Origin of the sequence: Mesorhizobium huakuii, from assembly GCF_014189455.1 — a bacterium.
GTDB lineage: Bacteria > Pseudomonadota > Alphaproteobacteria > Rhizobiales > Rhizobiaceae > Mesorhizobium > Mesorhizobium huakuii_A.
Map to the genome: position 1 here is coordinate 1058503 of NZ_CP050296.1, position 19678 is coordinate 1078180.

Consider the following 19678-nt stretch of genomic DNA (forward strand, 5'->3'; position numbering starts at 1 on the left):
ATGGCGCGCGTGGCAGCTTCCCGACGGTCCTTGCTGGGCCACAGCTACAATCTCGTGGGTGTCGTGGCCGCGCTGGTCATCCTGGCGTGGACGCTGATCGCCATCTTCGCGCCCGCCATCATTCCCCATTCGATCGGCGACATCGTCGATGACGATTATTTCGGCCCGATGCGTCAGGGCTTGTGGCTCGGCTCGGACTATCTGGGGCGCGACATGCTCTCGCGGGTTCTGATGGGCGCGCGCTACACCGTCGGCATATCGCTCGCCGCCGTCGTCATCGCCTGCTTCTCTGGCGTGGTGCTGGGGATGATCGCGGCCGTCACCGGCGGCTGGCTCGACACTTGCCTCAGCCGCTTCCTCGACGCCATGAATTCCATCCCCAGCAAGCTGTTCGGCCTTGTGGTCGTCGCCGCGGTCGGCTCGTCGATCCCCGCGCTGATCCTGACGCTCGCCGTCATCTACATACCGGGCGCCTACCGCTTCGCGCGGGCGCTCGCCGTCAACATCAACACCATGGACTTCATGACCGTCGCCCGCGTCCGTGGCGAAAGCATCGCCTACCTCATCGGCTCCGAGATCCTGCCCAACATCATCCGCCCGGTGCTGGCCGATTTCGGTCTGCGCTTCGTCTTCATCGTGCTCTTGCTCTCCGGCCTGTCCTTCCTCGGGCTCGGCCTGCAGCCGCCGCTCGCCGACTGGGGCGCGCTGGTGCGCGAGAACATAGGCGGCCTGCCCTTCGCGGCGCCTGCCGTCATCATCCCCTCTCTGGCGATCGCCAGCCTCACCATCAGCGTCAACCTGCTGATCGACAATTTGCCGCAGAAGATCAGGGACCGCGACGCATGACCAATCTCGTCGAGGTCAGGAATCTGAGGATCGAGGCGACGACCGACGCCGGACGTGTCGTTGAAATCATCAAGGGCGTCAGCCTCGACATCGCCGACGGCGAGATCGTCGCCCTGATCGGCGAGAGCGGCTCCGGCAAGACGACGGTGGCGCTCTCGCTCATGGGCTATGCGCGGCCCGGCTGCCGGATCATCGGCGGCGAGATCAATGTGAACGGCAAGAACATGGCCGCACTGTCCGAAAAGCAGCGCGCCAAATTGCGCGGCACCGACATTGCCTATGTTCCGCAAAGTGCCGCCGCCTCGTTCAACCCCTCGTCCACCATCATGGAGCAGGTGATCGAGGTTACGCGAATCCACGGGCTGATGCCGCCCGAGCAGGCGCGAAAGCGCGCGGTCGAGCTGTTCAGGGCCTTGTCGCTGCCGGACCCGGAAGGAATTGGCGCGCGTTATCCGCACCAGGTTTCGGGCGGGCAATTGCAGCGGCTGTCGGCGGCCATGGCGCTGATCGGCGATCCCAAGCTGATGATCTTCGACGAGCCGACCACGGCACTCGACGTGACGACGCAGATCGACGTGCTGAAGGCATTCAAGTCGGTCATGCGGGCTGGCGGGATAGCGGGGGTCTATGTTTCGCACGACCTCGCCGTCGTCGCCCAGATCGCCGACCATATCGTGGTGCTGAAGGGCGGCGAAGTGCAGGAGACCGGCACCACCGCTCAGATTCTTTCGGCCGCCCAGCACCCCTATACGCGTGAACTTTTGGCTGCGTTCGAGCCGAAGCCGCGGCAAGCGCATGCCGACGCGGATGCCGGCGCCAAGCCGTTGCTGCGCATCGACAATGTGACGGCCGGCTATGGTGCGGTGCGGGCTGACGGACTGCCGCTTATCCGCGCCGTCGATACCGTCAGCCTGGTCGTCGAGAAAGGGCGCAATCTCGGCGTCATCGGCGAATCCGGCTGCGGAAAATCGACGCTGGCGCGCGTCATCGCCGGCATCCATCCGGCGGCGGCCGGCGACATCATCTTCGACGGCAAGCAACTGGAGCGCGCCGCAGGCAAACGCAGCCAGGACCAGCTGCGCGAGATGCAGATCGTGTTCCAGTATGCCGACACCGCGCTCAATCCGGCCAAGCCGGTGGAGGACATCATTTCCCGGCCGCTGGCCTTCTATCACCAGCTCGACAGGCAGGCGCGCTCGAAGCGCGTCGACGAACTGCTCGACATGGTGCGCCTGCCCAGGACGCTGCGCTACCGTCGCCCGTCGGAGCTCTCGGGCGGCCAGAAGCAGCGCGTGAATTTCGCGCGCGCTCTGGCGGCCGGACCCAAGCTGATCATCTGCGACGAAATCACCTCGGCGCTCGACACGGTGGTGGCGGCCGCTGTGATCGAACTGCTCAAGGAGTTGCAGCGCGAGTTGGGCCTTTCCTACATTTTCATCAGCCACGACCTCTCCGTCGTCGAAGCGATCTGCGACGAGATCATGGTCATGTACAATGGCGAGCGGGTGGAGCAGATCACACCCGACAGACTGATGGCCCCCACCCACCCCTATTCCAAGCTGCTGTTCTCCTCCGTGCCGAAGCTCGATCCGACCTGGCTCGATGGCCTCGTCCGCGACCCCGAACTGGTCAGCCAGTACGGCCACCGCTGACGAGACGGCAGAGCCTTACCTCGGGAACAGGCTGGGCAGCGGCATGTGCGCCTTGACGATGGGCGACTTCAGCACGACGAAGCTGAAATACTTGTCGATGCCGATATCCATGTCGGTCAGCCGCTCCATGATCGTCTGGTACTCGGCGATGCCGGCGGTCACGAATTTCATCAGATAGTCGTAGCCGCCCGACACGAGGTGGCATTCGATGACCTGGTCGATCTTCTCGACGACGGCGAGAAAGCGGGCGAAGTCGACCTGGCGATGGTTCTTCAAGGTGATTTCGGTGAACACGGTCAGCGTCTGGCCAAGCTTGCCGATGTTGATCTGCGCCGAATAGCCCTCGATGTAGCCCTCCGATTGCAGTCTCTTGACCCGCATAAGGCACGGGCTCGGCGACAGATGCACCAGTTCAGCCAGTTCCACATTGGTGATGCGGCCGTTCTTCTGCAATTCGTACAGAATCTTGATGTCGATCCGATCCAGTTTCACGGTCGTCTCCGCAGAACGCATGCCACAGCACAAAATGCTGCCTTGCCCATGGACATAAACACTACCACAGCCCTTTGGCCTGTCCATCCAGGCGGATACCGCTTTGAAACGCAGAGGCTCCCGATTTCGACCGGGCTGCCGGAATAAAATTCTGCTTCGGCCTCAACTGCGGCAGCGGCTGCCTGCACAACACGGTAGATTGGCGCGTCAAGGCAGAGAGACCATGCGCGCGCCGCTTCAGCAAATCGAGACATCAAGCGACCTGCCGCGATCCGCGGACGCGGTGGTGATTGGCGGCGGCATCGTCGGTGTCTTCACGGCCTATTATCTGGCCAGGCGCGGCATGCAGGTCGTGCTCGTCGAAAAAGGGCGCATCGGCGCCGAGCAGTCCTCGAGGAACTGGGGATGGTGCCGCCAGCAGAATCGCGACGCCCGCGAATTGCCTATGGCAACCCGAAGCCTTGACCTGTGGGACAGCTTTGCGGCGGAAACCGGCGAAGACACCGGCTTTCGTCGCTGCGGCCTGCTCTATCTCAGCAATGACGATGCGGAACTGGCCGGCTGGGCGCGCTGGCGTGATTTCGCCAGGACGGCCGGCGTCACCACGCATATGCTTGACAGCGCCGAGGCCAGCGAGCGGGGCCGCGCCACGAGCCGGAGCTGGAAGGGCGGCGTCTTCTCGCCGACCGACGGCACCGCCGATCCGTCGCGGGCAGCACCCTCGGTCGCCCGCGCCATCCTCAAGCTCGGCGGCACAGTGCACCAGAATTGCGCCGCGCGCGGCATCGAGACCGAGGGCGGACGCCTGAGCGGCGTGGTCACCGAAAGCGGGACGATCCGGACGAAGTTGGCGGTCCTGGCCGGCGGCGCCTGGGCATCCTCCTTTTGCCGGCAGTTCGGTTTCCGCTTTCCGCAGGCGTCGATCCGCTCCTCCATCCTGTCCGTCTCGCCCGGCGCGGAGGGTCTGCCGGATGCGCTACACACGGCAAAAATCTCGGCCACGCGTCGCGGCGACGGCGGCTACACGCTCGCCATAAGCGGACGCGGCCGCGTCGACGTGACGCCGCAGCAATTGCGCTTCTCCTCGCAGTTTGTCCCGATGTTCCTGAAGCGCTGGCGCAGCCTCGCGCCCGGCGGGCTGCAGGGCGCGCGCTCAGGCCACGAAACGCTCAAGCGCTGGCGGCTCGACCAGCCGACGCCGATGGAGCGGATGCGCATCCTCGATCCGGCCCCGGACCAGGCGACAATCCGCCTGACCCATGCCCGCGCGCTCGAACTTCTGCCGGAGCTCAGAAAGACCAGGATCAGCGCGGCCTGGGCCGGCTACATCGACAGCACGCCGGATGGCGTGCCCGCTATCGGCGAGATTGATACCATTCCCGGTTTCTTCCTGGCTGCCGGATTTTCGGGACATGGCTTCGGCATCGGCCCCGGCGCCGGACACCTCGTCGCCGATCTGGTGACCGGGTCGCAGCCGATCGTCGACCCGACATCCTACGATCCGCGGCGCTTCGATGCTTCCGTGTGGGGGAAGGTCGCCGATTTCTAGGACGTGACAGATGCCGAGGCGCTGTCTTCGCAATCGCATCCACCTTCCCGGAGAAAGGCGCCGACAGGCGCAGGCCGCACAGGCGCCTGCCCGCGAAACCGTCCGACAGCGTCGGCAGCGCAGCCGGCTTGCTCCGCGACAAGTTCGACGGCAGCCAACTGGCAATAGCGCCCCTGGCATCGCCCCATGCCGACGCGCGACAGCGACTTCACCCGGTTGACCTCGCCGCCGCCGGAATCCACACTTTGACGTACGTCTCCAGCAGCCACGTTCTCACAACGGCAGACGATCGCGTCGTCGGGGAGCGCCCGCACCATCGCCGCCGGCCAGGGAAAGGCGCAAGCCAGGCCGCGCGCAAAGCGCTCGAGCCGTGCAAGCTCGCGCAGATCCGCCGCGGTGAAGGGCGCCGGAAATCCAAGATCGGCAAGGCACGCCGCCGCGCCAGACACCCCGCGATCTCCGCGCCATCCGCCCCGAGGAGACGAACGCCGTCACCCGCAAGATAGACTCCGTTGCCGGCGCGACCCATCCGGTCGGTCTTCGGCAGCCATTGCCGCCACTGCTCATCATAGGTGAAGGCGCATCCCGCCAAATCTGCGAGATGCGTTTCCGCCCGCAGGTGCCAACCCATGCCGATCGTGTCGCATGGCGTGAGGCACTGCCTTCCGCCGGCGTCGCGCCAACATATCGCCGTGATGCCTTGCCCGTCTGCCTCGATCCTTTCGAGGCTCACGCCGGCATGGTAGCGGCGGCCGAGCCGCACCCGCAGGGCCAGGCCGCGCAGTGCGACGAATGGTCGGGCGGCAAGCTTCCAGAAACCTCGCATCTGCTGATGCCAGGGAGAGGTGTCGAGCACCGCCGCCACATCCGCTCCCGCCTTGACGAGTTGCGCGCCGACCAGCGTCAGCAAAGGCCCCGATCCGATCAGGACGATGCGGTGCCCCAGCGCCACGCCTTGCGCCTTGAGCGCGATCTGCGCCGCGCCAAGGCTGTAGACGCCGGCGCTCTGCCAGCCCGGGACCGGAGCGACACGGTCGGATGCGCCGGTGGCAAGGATCAGGCGGTCATAACTGACCAGCTGCACGCCGCCCTCCCCCAGCACGTGCAGCCGCCCCTCCTGCACGGCAATGACCGAGCTCGCCGCGCAATAGGTGAGCCGCCCCTCTGCGGACAGCCGATCGAAGAGCGCGTGCAACGCGCGTGCCTTCCCCGCCTCCGACCCATAGAGCTGCTCCGGCGTGCGGACGAACCCGTCAGGCGGGCGACGATAGATCTGGCCGCCGGCGCGATTGCCTTCGTCGATCACAACCGGATGGAGCCCCGCCTCGACCAGCGCCGCCGCCGCCCTTATGCCGGCGGGGCCGGCGCCGACGATCACGACCCGGGGCGATGAGGTCTCGTTCACGGCCAGCTCTCCGGCGGCGTCGTGCGCAACCGTATGCCTTGCGTGATAAGGGTCGAGCATGCCCGTAGGCGCGGCCCCTCCTCCTGCCACACCCAGCAATCCTGGCAAGCTCCCATCAGGCAGAAGCCGGCCCGCGGCTCGGGTCCGAACTCGGACATTCGCAACGCGTGCCCTGAAGCCAGCATCGCGGTCAGCACGGTGTCGCCCGCGAGCGCGCTACGGATTTCACCGTCGAGAAAGAAATGCAGCTGCGCCCGATCGCGCTCGGCCAGCCGGACGATGCGGCCGGCCGAGATCATTCCGCGGCCTCTCGCACCGGCCCGGGACGCGGCAATTCAGGGAACCGTTCGCAGACAGCATCGAAAGCCGCCTGGACAGCCTCCGCCCCGGAGCGCCCCTTCATGCGGCGGAAGATCTCCGTCTTGGTGAAGAACCGCCAGTGGATCGGCAAATCCCCCAGTATGGCGGTGAGCCGGTCATAGGCGGCTGGCGTCCACTGCGCTTCGTAGCCTTCGCGCTCCGGACCGAAATGGAAATGGCCGGCGCCCGGCTCGTGATGCGCGCGCCGCCTTTCCGTCGCCTGCTCATCGACCTCGCCTTCGCGAATGACGACGCCATAGTCGCGTTCGGCCGCTATCGGCGAGATATAACCGCGCCGCACATCCTGCGCGACCCGCCAGGGCTCGCGTTCGTACGGATCGCCGCGCCCGCCGCCTCCGGCGGAGCGGATATCGAGCACGTCGCCTGGCTGCAGCACCGCCGTGTCGATGTTGCCCAGCCGCCGCTCGTGCTCTGTCCCCGGATTGACGATCATGTCCGACAGGCCGGCCGCCTTGCCGCCCAGCACGCCCCAGGGACGGAAGAAGCTGCGGTCGCGGTTGCGCGCGGTGATCCTGGAGTCGGGAGCAAAGACGCGGAAGGCCATCTCGGTCGCCAGCCCGCCGCGCCAACGCCCCGCCCCGCCACTGTCCCTGGCGAGCCCGTATTTCAGGAATTCGACCGGGGTCTCGGTCTCGGTGATCTCGATCGGTGTGTTCTTGAGATAGGCGGCATCCGCACCCGAGCCGTTGGTCCCGTCGCGATGCGGCATCGCCCCGCCGCCGCCTACCACCGGGTTCACCGCCGTGATGACGGTCCGGCTGGTGCGTTCATCCGTGGTCATGACGTTGACGATGCAGTTATTGCCGGCCGGCGCCGCGGGCAGGCGCTCCGGCACCGCCTGCGAGAAGGCGCCGAAGATGACCGACCGCAGCCGGGCGCAGGTGAGCGAGCGCATGCCGACGGCGGCGGGGTGGACCGGATTCAGCACCGACCCCGTGGGGGCGATGCAGGTGAACGGCCGGGTGAGGCCCGTGTTGAGCAGGATTTTCGGGTTGAGCGTATAGAGCACGTAGTAGACGCCCACCAATAGCATGGTGTGGCGCGGATCGCCGCCCGAAGGCACGTTGAGCGAGGAACCGAGCTGCGGATCTGAGCCGGTGAAGTCGAGCACCGCCTCGTCGCCCCTGATCGTCAGCCTCAGCTTCAGCCGGCACGGATTGGCCTCGACGGAATCCTCATCGGCGTAATCGGCGAATTCCCACGTGCCGTCGGGCATGGCGCGCAGCACGTCGCGTGCCTGCGCCTCCGCATGGTCGAGAAGCGCGGCAACGCCGTCGACGAAGCCGGCCTTGCCGAATTTTTTCACCATCGCCTGGATCTTGCGCTCGCCGGTGTTGAGCGCGCCGACCAGCGCCTTGATGTCGCCGATGTTGAGGTCGGGCTTGCGCACATTGGTGCTCATGATCCGCAGGATCATCTCGTCGAAGACCCCTTCGTTCACCAGCTTCATCGGCGGAAAGCGGATGCCTTCCTGATGGATTTCGGTCAGCGCCCGGCTGAGCGAGGCCGGCACCGCACCGCCCATATCGGTGTTGTGGATGTGCCCTCCCGTCCAGGCGACGATCTCGCCATCGACGAAGACCGGCTTCCACAGATGCGTGTCTGGCGCGTGCGTGGCGACGTGGCCGGAATAGGGATCGTTGGTGAACGCAACATCTCCCGGCCGGTAGTCGCCGACCATCGCGATGGCGCGGTGATAGGAAAGCCCGGGATACCAGGTGGCGCCGAGTTCCATCGGCACGGCGAAGGTCGCCCCCGATCGATCCATCAGCATCACCGTAAAATCCTGCGTCTCCTTGACGAAAGCCGAGTGCGCGGTGCGGTGCAGCGTGTGGGCCATATTCTCGGCGGCCGCGCGGGCGTGGTTGGCCAGAACCTGAAGGTTTGTGCGGTCGAACATGGCGTCACTCCGCGAAGGTCAGCAGAAGGTTGAGATGGCGGTCGACCCGTGCCTGCGCTCCGGCGGGAATGGCGAAGGTGGTGTCTTCCTGAACGACCACGGCAGGCCCGTGGAACGTGCTGCCCGACACGAGGGCCTGGCGGTCGTGCAGGTCGACCATTTCGACGTTCAAGTCGGTATAGACCGGGAGCCGGCGCGCCGGGATGGCTGCAACATCCACTTCTTCGGTCTCCGGCAGGGAGAGTTTCGGACCCGCGCCTATGGCGGACAGCCGGACGTTCACAAGCTCGATCTCGCCGTCGGGATCGTGGAAATCGTAGAGCTGCTGATGGGAGAGGTGGAAGGCCTGCTCGATGGCGGCCAAATTGCCGTCCATCAGCCATTCCGGCGAGAGGACGACCTCGATCTCGTAACTCTGCCCGACATAACGCATGTCGCAGGAGAGGTTGAGTTCCGCCGCCGCATCGTGCCCCTGCGCCGCGAGCCAGTCGCGACCCTCACGCGCCAAGGCCTCGAAGGCCTCGCGAATTCCGCCAAGCGCCACGGCCGACAGCGGGCTGAAGATGGTGCGAATGAAATCGCCGCGCAGGTCCGCCACCAGCCCGCCCAGCGCCGACACCACGCCGGGGCGACGGGGCGCCATGACGCGCTTCATGCCGAGTTCGCGGGCAAGAAAGGCGCCGAGCATCGGTCCGCCGCCGCCGAAAGGCATTAGAGTGAAGTCGCGCAAGTCGACGCCGGCGCGCGAAGCAAGCTTCTCGACCTCGACGAACATTTCCGACACCGCGATATCGAGGATCGCCTGCGCCGTCTGCTCGACCGGACGGCCGAGCCGAGCGGCAAGCTCGCCGACCGCGCGCTGCGCCAGGCCGGTGTCGATCCGCAGCTGGCCATAGGCCATCTCGCTGTGGCCGAGCCATCCGCACACCACCATGGCGTCCGTCACCGTCGCACGCTCGCCGCCACGGCCATAGCAGGCCGGCCCTGGCGTCGAACCGGCCGATTCCGGTCCGACCCGCAGCACCCCTTGCGCGTCGACAGTAGCAATCGAGCCGCCGCCGACACCGATCGAACTCACCGACACGGAGGGGATATGCAGCGGAAATTCGCCGATCAGTTCGCCGGTGCCAAACTGCGGCTCGCCATCGATGATGAGCGCGAAGTCGGCCGAGGTCCCGCCAATGTCCAGGGTAAGGATCTTGTCTTCGCCAGCCCGGCGCGCCAGCCACGAGGCGCCGATGACGCCCGAGGCCGTTCCCGACAAAAGCATGTTGACGCAGGCGCGCTTGCCTTCGGCGGCGTTCATCAGCCCGCCATTCGACTTGGTCAGCATCGGGCGGGCCGGCACGCCGCGGCCCTTCAGCCGCTCTTCCAGCGCCGTCAGATAGCCGGAGACGCGCGGATGGACATAGCCGTTGAGGATGGCGGTCGAGCTGCGCTCATATTCGCGAATAACAGGCCACACCTCGGCCGAGGAGAAGACGAAGAGATCGGGCGCGAGACGGGTGATCGCCGCCTTGACCGAGGCTTCCTGCGCGGCGTTGCGCCAGGAATGGAGGAAGCAGACGATGATGCCCAGCGCGCCATTCGCCTTCGCCACGGCCACCGCGCTTTCCACCGCCGCCATATCAGGCGCCTGGGATTCGCTGCCATCGGCGCGCATGCGGGCCGGGATGCCGAACACCATGTCGCGCGAGATCAGCGGATCCGGCCGCGCGCAGAACAGCGAATACATGTCCGGCATGCGCAGCCGCGCCAATTCGATGACGTCCTCGAAGCCGGCATTGGTGAACAGCGCGAGCGGCGCGCCCTTGCGCTGAATGATGGTGTTGATGCCGACAGTCGTGCCATGCACGAAACGCGTCATGCGTTTGGGATCAAAGCCTTCGCGCTCGGCCAGAAGGGTGAGGCCCGTCATCAACTCGGCACCGGGATCTTCCGGCGTCGTCAGCACTTTCAGCGAGGCGACGCGTCCTGAATTTGCTTCGAGCGCGCAGAAATCGATGAATGTGCCGCCGATATCGACACCGACCTTCCAGTCGGCTTCGTTCCGCGCTTCGTCAGCCGCGATGGCACCATCCATGATGCGTCCCTTCCTGTCTGCCAACCAAAGCTGACACGACAGGATGGCCAGGGTCCAAGACGGATGACGCGGAACGATATAAGTCTTGCTTATGCCCCCGTCCTGCTTATGCCCTTGCCTTGTCACCGCCCAGCACGATGGAACAGGCCGCGCGGATCTGCTCGCGCATCATCTCATCGGCCCGCGAAAGCGCCCGTGTGCGCGATGTGAGCATCGCGATCGGAAATTCCGGCCCATTCGCGAGCGGCCGGACGGCAAGCCCGGCAAACTGCTGCCAGGGCAGCAGCGCGTCGACCAGGGCGACCCCCAGGCCGGCCTGGACGAAGCCGACGGCCGAGATGGAGACATCGATCTCGAGCGACGGTGAAAGCGCCACGCCCTGCGCGCGCGCCGCGTGGGCCAACTCGTCGGCGGGGCGGGTGTTGCCGCGATAGGATATCAAGTCCTCGCCGGCGAGGTCGGCGAGCGTCAGCTCTGTTTTCCCGGCCAATGCATGCCCGGCGGGCAGCAGGCAGGCGAAGCCGACACTGCCGATCACTTCAGCCTCGATGTCGGGAGGCAGGCGGTCGTCCAAGGCCACGCCGAGACTGGCATCGCCGGCGCGCAGCATGTCGACGATGGCGGCGATCGGCGCCATGTGGGAGCGCAGCAAGATGTCGGGATGCTGCGCCCGGAAGCTGGTGAAAGCGCGCGGCAAGATCGCCATGGCCGGCGGCGGCGAGGCCGCGACCCGCACCAGCCCTGTCCGGCCGAGACGCAGGTCGGTGGTCTTGCGGCGCAAGCCTTCCAGCCCCGCCGACAGCCGCTCGGCATCGGCGAAGATCTCGAGCGCCTCCGGGGTCGGCCGCAGCCGGCCCTTCACCCGCTCGAACAGCGTGAAGCCGAGTTCGTCTTCGGTGTGAAGCAGGATCTGGCTGAGCGCGGGCTGGGAAATGTTCAGCATCCGCGCCGCGGCGGTCACGGTGCCCGCGCGCATCACGGCGATGAACACTTCGAGCTGACGCGCCCGCATTGCCGCTCCATAGGTTAAGCTTATGGCTGTTGTCCAATCCCATCTTTGACGCAATCCCGCGGTGCCGACAAGATCGGCTTTGTCAGGGGATTGTCCGCTCGGCGCAAGGAATAACCATGGATGTGATCGTGCTGGGCGGCGGGCTGATGGGAACGGCTTGCGCCTATTTCCTCGCCGGGCGCGGCGCGCGCGTGACGCTGATCGAGCGCAACCGGGTCGGCACCGGCGCGACCATCGCCTCCTTCGGCAACATCCGGCGCACGGGACGCCATCTGTCCCAGCTTCCACTGGCCCACCGCGCGCTGCGGCTGTGGGGCGAGGCCGAAAAGATGCTTGGCCGCGACGTCGAGTTCCGCGCCACCGGCCATCTCAGGCTGATCTTCGATGAAGGAAGCCTCGCCGACATGCGGGCCTATGCCGAGGCAGCACGGCCCTGGGGGCTTGAACTGGAGGAACTCGGCCCACGCGAGATCCATGCCCGCTTTCCGGGCCTCGGGCCCGAAGCGATCGCCGCGTCGTTCTCACCACAGGATGGCAGCGGCAATCCGCGGCTGATCGCGCCCGCCTTTGCCGAAGCCGCCCGCAAACTGGGGGCGCAAATCATCGAGGGAGCCGAGGTCGAGAAGATCACCCATACGGGTTCCGGTTTCCTTGTCGCCACTTCGAAAGGTTCATTCGCCGCCGACTGCTTGCTCAACACCGCCGGAGCCTGGGGCGCGCGCATTGCCGCACAGTTCGGCGAAGACGTGCCGCTCGACGCCCGCGGCCCGCAGATGGGTGTGACCGAGCCGCTGCCGCATCGGATCCTGCCGGTGGTCGGCATCTGGACGCGCGACAAGGACCATGGCGCCTATCTGCGCCAGGTCGAGCGCGGCAACATCGTCTTCGGCGGCGCGGCCGAGAGGGTCGCGGTGGACCTCGATCCGGGCCACGCGGTCGCCGACCCGATGCGGCTGCCGATGCAATTGCGCGCGGTCGCGCGGCTGCTGCCGGCAATTGCAGAGGTCGCGGTCATCCGCACCTGGTCCGGCTGCGAGGGCTATGTGCGGGACATGCTGCCGGTCATGGGAGCTTCGGCGACGACGCCAGGCCTGTTCCACGCCTTCGGCTTCTGCGGACATGGCTTCCAGCTCGGTCCGGGCGTCGGCGACGCCATGGCCGAGCTCATCATGACCGGTGGTTGCGAGACACCGCTCGATGATTTCAGGATCGATCGTTTCGCCCGCGCAGCTTCGCGATGAGTGCTTTCGCGAAGGACGGTTCAGTTCGAGCCTCCGCGCCGGACCTGGCGTCTCTGGTTGGTCAGCGAAAATCTGACTGGTGTGGCGTTTCGACCAAGCGCATAGTCGCCGCCAAGCCTGCGCAGCGTTGAGCTTGCGCCGCAAGGACAGGAGGCCGGCAATGAGCGCAGCTCGCGAAAAGGTCGACCGTCAACGCCGCCGGCTGCTCGGCGCGGCCGCTCTTGCCGCCGCCGGCCAGTTCACCATGCCGGTCGTGTTCGGCGCGCAGGCGGCCGGACAACCGGATGCGTCCTTCGGCCCGCTGAAGCAGGTCGATGCCGGCGTGCTCAAAATCGAGTATGCCGAGGCCGGGCCGTCCGACGGCCCGCCGGTCGTGCTCTTGCATGGCTGGCCGTACGACATTCACAGCTTCGTCGACGTTGCACCGATGCTTGCATCGGCGGGGCATCGCGTGCTGGTCCCTTACCTGCGCGGCTATGGGGGGACGCTCTTTCGTTCCGCCGGGACATTTCGCAATGGCGAGCCCGCGGCGCTCGCCGTCGATCTGACCGCCTTCATGGATAGTCTCAAGATCAAAACCGCGGTCCTGGCGGGCTTCGACTGGGGCGCCCGGACGGCCGACATCGTCGCCGCTCTCTGGCCCGAGCGCGCCAAGGCGCTGGTTTCCGTCAGTGGCTACCTGATCGGTAGCCAAGAAGCCGGCAAGATGCCGCTGCCGCCGCAGGCCGAGTTCGAGTGGTGGTACCAGTTCTACCTCGCGACAGAACGCGGCCGTCTTGGCTACGAGAAAAACCGGCGCGATTTCAACAAGCTGATCTGGCAACTCGCTTCGCCGAAATGGGCATTCGATGACGCCACCTACGCGCGCAGCGCGGCGGCCTTCGACAACCCTGATCACGTCGACATCGTGGTCCACAACTACCGCTGGCGGCTCGGTCTGGCCGAAGGCGAGGCCGAGTACGCCGAAATGGAGAAACAACTGGCCACCGCCCCGACCATCCATGTCCCGACCATCACGCTGGAGAGCGACGCCAACGGCGCGCCGCATCCAGCGCCGAGTTCATACGCCAAGATGTTCACTGGCAAATATGAGCATCGGCAGATCGAGGGAGGTGTCGGGCACAACCTCCCTCAGGAGGCGCCGAAGGCCTTCACCCAGGCCGTTCTTGACGTCGCCGGTTCGTGAGACCGTCCGGCAAGCATGACGGCCACATCGAGAGAATGGCGATCGAAAGTGTTGAGGCGACGCACAGCCACGCGAAGAGATCGCCGATCCGCGTGTAAAGCGTCGGCCCGGGGCCGAGCGGAAGGTCCGTGACCACCATGGTCAGGCCCGTCGGCGCATCCTTCTTGATGGCGACGACACGGCCCTGCGCATCGCTGGCGATCACCAGGCCATGGTGCGCGGGACGCATCATGGCGAATCCGTTTTCGACGCCGCGCATGATGGCCATTCGCGCATGCTGCCAGCCGTCGATGCCGAAGTCGCCCGCCGGCACGCCTGCTAGCCGGGCCCCCGCATCGGAGCGAATGGTGCTGGGGAAATCCATGTCTTTGCAGATCTCCATCGCGAGTCCGTCGGCCAGGGACCCGGAGGCGTGGCCGGGCGCGTAGCGCTCTTCAAGCCCCGGCACGGGATGCCGCTTGTCATAGCGCTGCGTCGGTCCCGTGGGGTCGAGTGCAAGCGCGAAGTCGGCTGGCGGGTGGTCAGAATGGAAGCCGGCAATGATCCGCGCTCCGGTTTCCCTGGACACGGACGCAAGCGGCGCGATGATGGCCGCCTGCGCCTCACGGATCGACGCCATGCCGCCTTCCGACGTCACGATGAAACGGGCGCCCTGGCGAGCCGCCTCGCCGATTTCCCGTGCGTAGGCTGTCGTCACCGCAAGATCGTCCGGCAAAGCATGCGCGCGCCAGGCGTTCGTTACAAGGGATTCATCCACGATGCCTGCCACCCGGACGGTGGAAGGCTGGGGCTCGGCCAGACGCGCGAACCCGAACGCCAAGTTCGCCGCGCAGATCGCAACGCCCAGAGTGATGGCGGCGATGGCCTCCCGCCTGGCGCGCAGCGCCAGGGCAAGGGTGTTGGCGAAGAGGCAAATGAGGAACGTGACGGCGTACATTCCGAAGAGCGAAGCGCACTGGATCAGGACGGGCGCTGACATCGTGCTGTAGGCAAACGAGCCGTAGGTGCCGTTCGGCGATGGAAGCTGGCTCAGGAGTTCGAACGCCGTCCAACATGCTGGAAACGCGAAGAGTGTGGCGAACGGATGCGCCCGGTGGTGTACTAAGCGCGCGAACCAGACGGCGGCGCAAAACATGCCAACGTAAAGCAGCAAGACCGGCACGATGATGAAGAGCGGCGGCGTGTAAGGCAGTTGCAGCATGTAGCCGCCGCTTGCCAGGATCGCGGCCGCGCTCGCCGCCATGACCTGCCACATCGGCTGCTTTCCGTAGGCCAGCCACAAGAGCGGCACGGGTGCGAACCAAGCCAGCATCCATACGTCGTCGAGGCCCTGTGACAGGTAGAACATCGCGCCGCCCAGCAGCGCAGCCAGGACGGCGATCATCTTACTCTCCGAACAGCTTCGAATGAAGCGAGACATTGGCGAAGGGCCGTGCGGTAGAGCGCTTTGAACTGTGTCTCACTCGAAAAGCGGTTGGCGCGATGCATCGATACGAAGCCTTGACCTAACGCCGCGAGCGCCAAGGCGATTTCGAGCGCGGGCGTGTCCCCGATGCGTCCCTCTGCCTGCGCCTCTTCGATGCGCTTCATGGCCATGGTCAACACGGGCGAGCGGCCAGCTGCAAAATCGTCTGGAAAGCGGCGCGCCTCGGGAGCGGGCAGGAAGAACGCCGCGTCGAACCGGTGGGATTCCGTGATGGCGAAGTCCAAGTAAGCTTCGCCGAGCTCCTCCAGCCATTCCATCGGATCGGATGTGTTGATGGTACGCGCCCGCTCCTCCCAGGCCCGAAGTCCGTCCTCCATCAGAGCGTTCAGCAGAGCGTCCTTGTCGGCGAAGTGGCGGTACATCGCCATCGTCGACATCTGCGCACTCTGCGCCACCTTGCGGATGGTGACTCCCGAGATTCCGTCTTGTTCGAGCACGGCTTTGGCCGCCGCAAAGATCCGGTCCTTAGTCATGTGTGCTTTGTACACGTGTCCGTGTGCAATGCACACAGGGCTGAAGTCCTGCTGAAAACAAACAGTGCTTAAGGTCAGGAGGCAGTCATGACGGAGCGAGCAGGACGGCAACGTCGTGCGATTGGCCGATACTTGGCGCAGAGCCGCCGGCTTCCTAACCCGTTGCTAGGAGTCGGTGACGCACCCGAGTTGGCGGATTATGTCTGCCGACTGGCGTTCCCACCCCCGATGACGTGGTCACGAAAGCGAACCGCTCCTTATGGGGCTTCGTATAGTTCCAGCGGCAATCCATCCGGGTCACTGAAAAAGGTAAACCGTTGGTCTGTATATGGGTCGATCCTGATTGGCTCAACGGCAATGCCGGCGGCTTCCAGGCGCATAATGACGGGATCAAGATTCGCCACGGCAAATGCCAGATGTCTCAGGCGTGTCGCCTCTGGATGGGACGGCCGCATCACTGGTGCAGGGAAGGAGAACAATTCCAGCTGGACGGACCCTATCCGCAGATCGGCCTTCCATGACTGTCGCTCCTCTCGATAGACCTCCCGGATCAAATCGAGGCCGAGGAGTTCGACGTAGAACCGCCGCGACCGGTCGTAATCGGTGCAGATGAGCGCGACGTGGTGAATGGCGTTCAGCATACCAAGAACTCTAGGCCAAGGTGGGATTTGAAGCCAACGTCACCATCGAGTACACGGCACTTTGTTGATGTCGCCGTTCGCGAGGGTCGCCTCGTTCATATTCTCGCGTGAGAAGCTCATGCAGGGATAGATTGCCGATGGAGCACAAGGGCAACTGGACCGCCTGTGGCACGTGCTCACGGTGACGCCTCGACGCCTCTCAACGCTTACAGACACTGCACGGTGACGATCCATGCCGCCGCATTGAGAAAAGACGCCGTCGATCTTACCCACCGCTTTAGCTAAGGAACCACGAACCAGCGGACGCCCTACAGATTAGGCAGTGTGGGCACCCGGCCTTTCGATGCGTCTCTCCAGGCCGTCGAGCAAGTGCCGGTACCGCCGCGATCCCCTGATCTCCGAACCGTCGCTGGTTCGAATGCGCACATCGCCGTCCCCGAGCGGCACGATCTCGACGATCTTTGCCCGATTGACGATCCAGGAACGGTGCACGCGCACGGCATCGACACCGGCCACCGCCAGTTGCGCCTGTAACGCGGTAAGGCTGATACGCGCCAGATGCGTGGTCCCCCGGGCATGCACATCGACATAGTTGGCAGCGGCCCGCGCCCACTCCATCGAGTGCGCGTCGAGCAGGATGGTACGGCCACCCGACTTCAGCGTCATGCGCTCGGTTTCGCCCTGCCCGCCTTGCCGCGACCGACTGCGATTGAACTCGATGCTGCGCATAAGCGTCAGCATCAAAAGGATCGTGGCGTAGGTCAGGACATCCTTGCGGTATTCATAGGCAAGGTCGCTCAGCGGCGCGTGGAAGAAATTGTAGCTCTGCCCCAGCAGAGCGGCGAAGACGGCCTTGCGCAGCAAGACCATGCCGGTGACGTGCAGGACTGAAAAAACGATGCTGCCGGCAATGTGAGCAACAAGCGCGCGCGGCAGGCCCTGCACAGCGAGCGGAAAGCGCCGTTCCCACAATGCCGCCAGCGGCACCAGCGCCATGATCACAAGGACGCTCGAATATTCCAGGATCCAGGGAATGCGTGTATCCAGCGCCCGCCCGTCGCGGACGGCATCGGCATTCAGCGTCGACGCATTGACGAAGGCGATGACAGCCAGAAAGGCGACGGCCCCGAGCAGCACCCGCAGCAGGATGCGGCGTTCGAGATCGGTCGGCTTTACGGCTGGCTCCAGCATGGCAGCGATCATGCCCGAGCAACCCGATCGGGGAAAGGAACATGTTACAGCTTTGGTCCCCGGAGAGCCGCCGCTTGTCCCTCGGCTTTCATTCACTGTCGCCGCTCGTCCCACCGAGCCATGTCTCATCCCAGGATTGTTCCCACCGCAAACCCTCCGTTGTAGCCATCTGTCCATTGCTGGCGCGAGGTCGACGGACATGGACAGGCGAGATTTCCTGCAGATGATGGTGGCGACAGCTCCCGTCGCAGTCGTTGGATGGAATGACAGTTTCGCAGGTGCCGCCGAAAGCCTGCCAACGCCCCGCATCCGGCCTGGCAATGCCGGTTGGCCCTCACAAACGGCTTGGGAACAGCTCAAACAGGCGGTCGGCGGCCGACTGATCAAGCTGAAATCGCCTTTGACCGCTTGCATCCAAGCGCCCGACAGCGCGGATTGCACCGAACTCTGGAAGAACCTCGGAAACCCTTTCTTCCTCGGCGACGACCCGGCTCTCACCCAGACCCTCGGCTGGGTTGGCGCATGGACTTCTCAACCCAGCGCCTATGCCGTCTCCGCGCATTCGACCGAAGATGTCGTGGCGGCTGTCAATTTCGCCCGTGACCACAATCTGCGCCTGGTGATCAAGGGTGGTGGCCACAGCTATCAGGGAACGTCCAACGCGGCGGAGTCGCTGCTGATCTGGACCCGCCACATGGATGCCGTGATCACCCATGACGGCTTCGTGCCGTCGGGTTGCGAAGGTCGGCAGCAGCCTGTCCGCGCCGTCTCAGTCGGAGCGGGTGTGTTGTGGGGCAAGGCCTACAACGAGGTCACCACCAAGGCGGGCCGCTATGTGCAAGGCGGCGGCTGCCTGACGGTCGGCGTCGCCGGCCTGATCCAGAGCGGCGGCTTCGGCAGTTTCTCCAAGACCTATGGGCTTGCGGCGGCGAGCCTGCTGGAAGCCGAAGTCGTGACCGCCGACGGTGAAGTGAGGATCGCCAATGCCTGCACCAACGCCGAGTTGTTCTGGGCGCTCAAGGGTGGCGGTGGCGGCAGCTTCGGCGTGGTGACGAGGCTGACCTTGCGTACACACGCGTTGCCGGGATTCTTCGGTGCCGTTGCGATGACGATCCAGGCCGGCTCGGATGATGCCTACAAGACACTGATCGCGCGTATCCTGGAATTCTACACCACCGCGCTGCTCAGTCCGCACTGGGGCGAGCAGATCGTCTTGCGCCCCGGCAATTTGCTTGCCATCAACATGCTGTTTCAGGGCATCGATCAGCAACAGGCCGAACTCACGTGGCGGCCCTTTCTTGATTGGCTGGACGCGGGCAATCAGGATTTCCAGCTATCGGCTGATCCTTTTTTCATCTCGGCCCCGGCGCGACATTTCTGGGATCCGCGTTTCCTGGAGAAGGTTCCCGGCATCGTTTTGTTCGACGCCCGCCCCGGCGCCTCGGCCGACAACATGTTCTGGGCCGCCAATCTGGAAGAGGCAGGCCAGGTGCTGCATGGCTATCAGTCAGCCTGGTTGCCCGCCTCGCTTCTCGAGCGGGACCGCCGCGAGGCGCTGGCCGGGATGCTGTTTGCGGCAAGCCGCCACTGGTGCATCTCGCTACACATGAACAAGGGACTCGCCGGTGCACCGGCTGAAGTCGTCGAACAGGCGCGCGATACCGCCATCAATCCGGCAGCGCTGGAAGCCTTTGCGCTTTTGATCAGTGCTGCCGCAGGGCCGCCCGCCTATCCTGGCATCCCCGGCCACGAGCCTGGCGCCGCTAAGGCGGATCGGGATGTCGAAGCCATCGGCAGGGCGATGAGCGAGGTTCGGCGCCTAGTTCCAAATCCCGGCTCTTATGTAGCCGAAAGTGACTTTTTCGAAGAGCGCTGGCAGGATGCGTTCTGGGGAGCGAACTATCCGCGGTTGCTTGCGGCGAAAGAGCGCTACGATCCGGACGGCCTTTTCATCAATCATCACGGTGTCGGCAGCGAGGGCTGGAGTGCCGACGGTTTTACGAGGTTGGCTGGACGCTGAACACGCCCGAGACGGAGAAAATTGACGACCGGCCCAAAACCATCCCACGCAAAAAGGCAGAGGCTTACCCGACAACGCTCAATTCAAACTCAAAGAACTTCAGCGTAAGGTACTGATTTG

15 protein-coding genes and 1 pseudogene are annotated in these 19678 nt (G+C 65.1%); 6 read left to right on the forward strand and 10 right to left on the reverse strand.

What is annotated here, in order from left to right:
• Together HB778_RS05245 and HB778_RS05250 are read left to right on the forward strand one after the other, a co-directional pair.
• Window positions 1-846: an ABC transporter permease gene (locus HB778_RS05245; protein ID WP_183465008.1), complete on the forward strand. Its 846-nt coding sequence runs from the start codon at window positions 1-3 to the stop codon at window positions 844-846.
• Window positions 843-2498, forward strand: a complete 1656-nt coding sequence (locus tag HB778_RS05250) for an ABC transporter ATP-binding protein (RefSeq protein ID WP_183462067.1) — start codon at window positions 843-845, stop codon at window positions 2496-2498. Before HB778_RS05245 ends, HB778_RS05250 begins: the two co-directional genes overlap by 4 nt.
• 15 nt (window positions 2499-2513) lie before the next feature.
• Here HB778_RS05250 and HB778_RS05255 read toward each other — a convergent pair whose 3' ends face one another.
• Window positions 2514-2990, reverse strand: coding sequence for an Lrp/AsnC family transcriptional regulator (locus tag HB778_RS05255; protein WP_032933129.1), 477 nt, complete (start codon window positions 2988-2990; stop codon window positions 2514-2516).
• Window positions 2991-3213: 223 nt separating this feature from the next.
• On the opposite strand from HB778_RS05255, the gene HB778_RS05260 reads away from it, so the two are divergent.
• The gene (locus tag HB778_RS05260) at window positions 3214-4539 is read left to right on the forward strand and encodes an NAD(P)/FAD-dependent oxidoreductase (protein WP_183462069.1); all 1326 of its coding nucleotides are present in this window, start codon (window positions 3214-3216) and stop codon (window positions 4537-4539) included.
• Here the strand turns inward: HB778_RS05260 and HB778_RS05265 are convergent.
• The 5 genes and pseudogenes from HB778_RS05265 to HB778_RS05285 form a co-directional block, all read right to left on the reverse strand.
• A pseudogene (locus HB778_RS05265) lies at window positions 4536-5944 on the reverse strand (FAD-dependent oxidoreductase). The gene HB778_RS05260 and the pseudogene HB778_RS05265 sit on opposite strands and share 4 nt — an antisense overlap.
• Entirely contained in the window at window positions 5941-6243 is a 303-nt protein-coding gene (locus tag HB778_RS05270; protein ID WP_183462071.1) for a (2Fe-2S)-binding protein, read from the reverse strand. Before HB778_RS05270 ends, HB778_RS05265 begins: the two are co-directional and overlap by 4 nt.
• Window positions 6240-8225 carry a hydantoinase B/oxoprolinase family protein gene (locus tag HB778_RS05275; protein WP_183462073.1) on the reverse strand — a complete coding sequence of 662 codons (1986 nt, stop codon included), beginning with the start codon at window positions 8223-8225 and terminating at the stop codon, window positions 6240-6242. The genes HB778_RS05270 and HB778_RS05275 overlap by 4 nt, the downstream gene beginning before the upstream one ends.
• A 4-nt stretch (window positions 8226-8229) precedes the next feature.
• The gene (locus HB778_RS05280; RefSeq protein ID WP_183462075.1) at window positions 8230-10308 is read right to left on the reverse strand and encodes a hydantoinase/oxoprolinase family protein; all 2079 of its coding nucleotides are present in this window, start codon (window positions 10306-10308) and stop codon (window positions 8230-8232) included.
• A gap of 106 nt (window positions 10309-10414) precedes the next feature.
• Window positions 10415-11320, reverse strand: a complete 906-nt coding sequence (locus HB778_RS05285) for a LysR family transcriptional regulator (RefSeq protein ID WP_183462077.1) — start codon at window positions 11318-11320, stop codon at window positions 10415-10417.
• Window positions 11321-11436: 116 nt separating this feature from the next.
• On the opposite strand from HB778_RS05285, the gene HB778_RS05290 reads away from it, so the two are divergent.
• Both HB778_RS05290 and HB778_RS05295 read left to right on the forward strand, forming a co-directional pair.
• A complete protein-coding gene (locus HB778_RS05290) occupies window positions 11437-12561 on the forward strand; it encodes an NAD(P)/FAD-dependent oxidoreductase (protein ID WP_183462079.1) in 1125 nt (374 codons plus the stop codon).
• A gap of 160 nt (window positions 12562-12721) precedes the next feature.
• Window positions 12722-13747: an alpha/beta fold hydrolase gene (locus tag HB778_RS05295; protein ID WP_183462081.1), complete on the forward strand. Its 1026-nt coding sequence runs from the start codon at window positions 12722-12724 to the stop codon at window positions 13745-13747.
• Here the strand turns inward: HB778_RS05295 and HB778_RS05300 are convergent.
• From HB778_RS05300 to HB778_RS05315, 4 genes are all read right to left on the reverse strand, one after another.
• Window positions 13713-15131, reverse strand: coding sequence for a hypothetical protein (locus tag HB778_RS05300; protein ID WP_183462083.1), 1419 nt, complete (start codon window positions 15129-15131; stop codon window positions 13713-13715). The two genes, HB778_RS05295 and HB778_RS05300, sit on opposite strands and share 35 nt — an antisense overlap.
• On the reverse strand, window positions 15128-15706 hold the full coding sequence (locus tag HB778_RS05305) for a TetR/AcrR family transcriptional regulator (protein WP_183462085.1): 579 nt from the start codon (window positions 15704-15706) through the stop codon (window positions 15128-15130). The genes HB778_RS05300 and HB778_RS05305 overlap by 4 nt, the downstream gene beginning before the upstream one ends.
• Before the next feature lie 257 nt (window positions 15707-15963).
• Entirely contained in the window at window positions 15964-16347 is a 384-nt protein-coding gene (gloA2, locus tag HB778_RS05310) for an SMU1112c/YaeR family gloxylase I-like metalloprotein (RefSeq protein ID WP_183462087.1), read from the reverse strand.
• Window positions 16348-16662: 315 nt separating this feature from the next.
• Window positions 16663-17538, reverse strand: a complete 876-nt coding sequence (locus tag HB778_RS05315; protein ID WP_183462089.1) for a LytTR family DNA-binding domain-containing protein — start codon at window positions 17536-17538, stop codon at window positions 16663-16665.
• Window positions 17539-17737: 199 nt separating this feature from the next.
• Between HB778_RS05315 and HB778_RS05320 the strand changes: the two genes are divergently transcribed.
• A complete protein-coding gene (locus tag HB778_RS05320) occupies window positions 17738-19558 on the forward strand; it encodes an FAD-dependent oxidoreductase (protein ID WP_183462091.1) in 1821 nt (606 codons plus the stop codon).
• Window positions 19559-19678 lie beyond the last annotated feature (120 nt).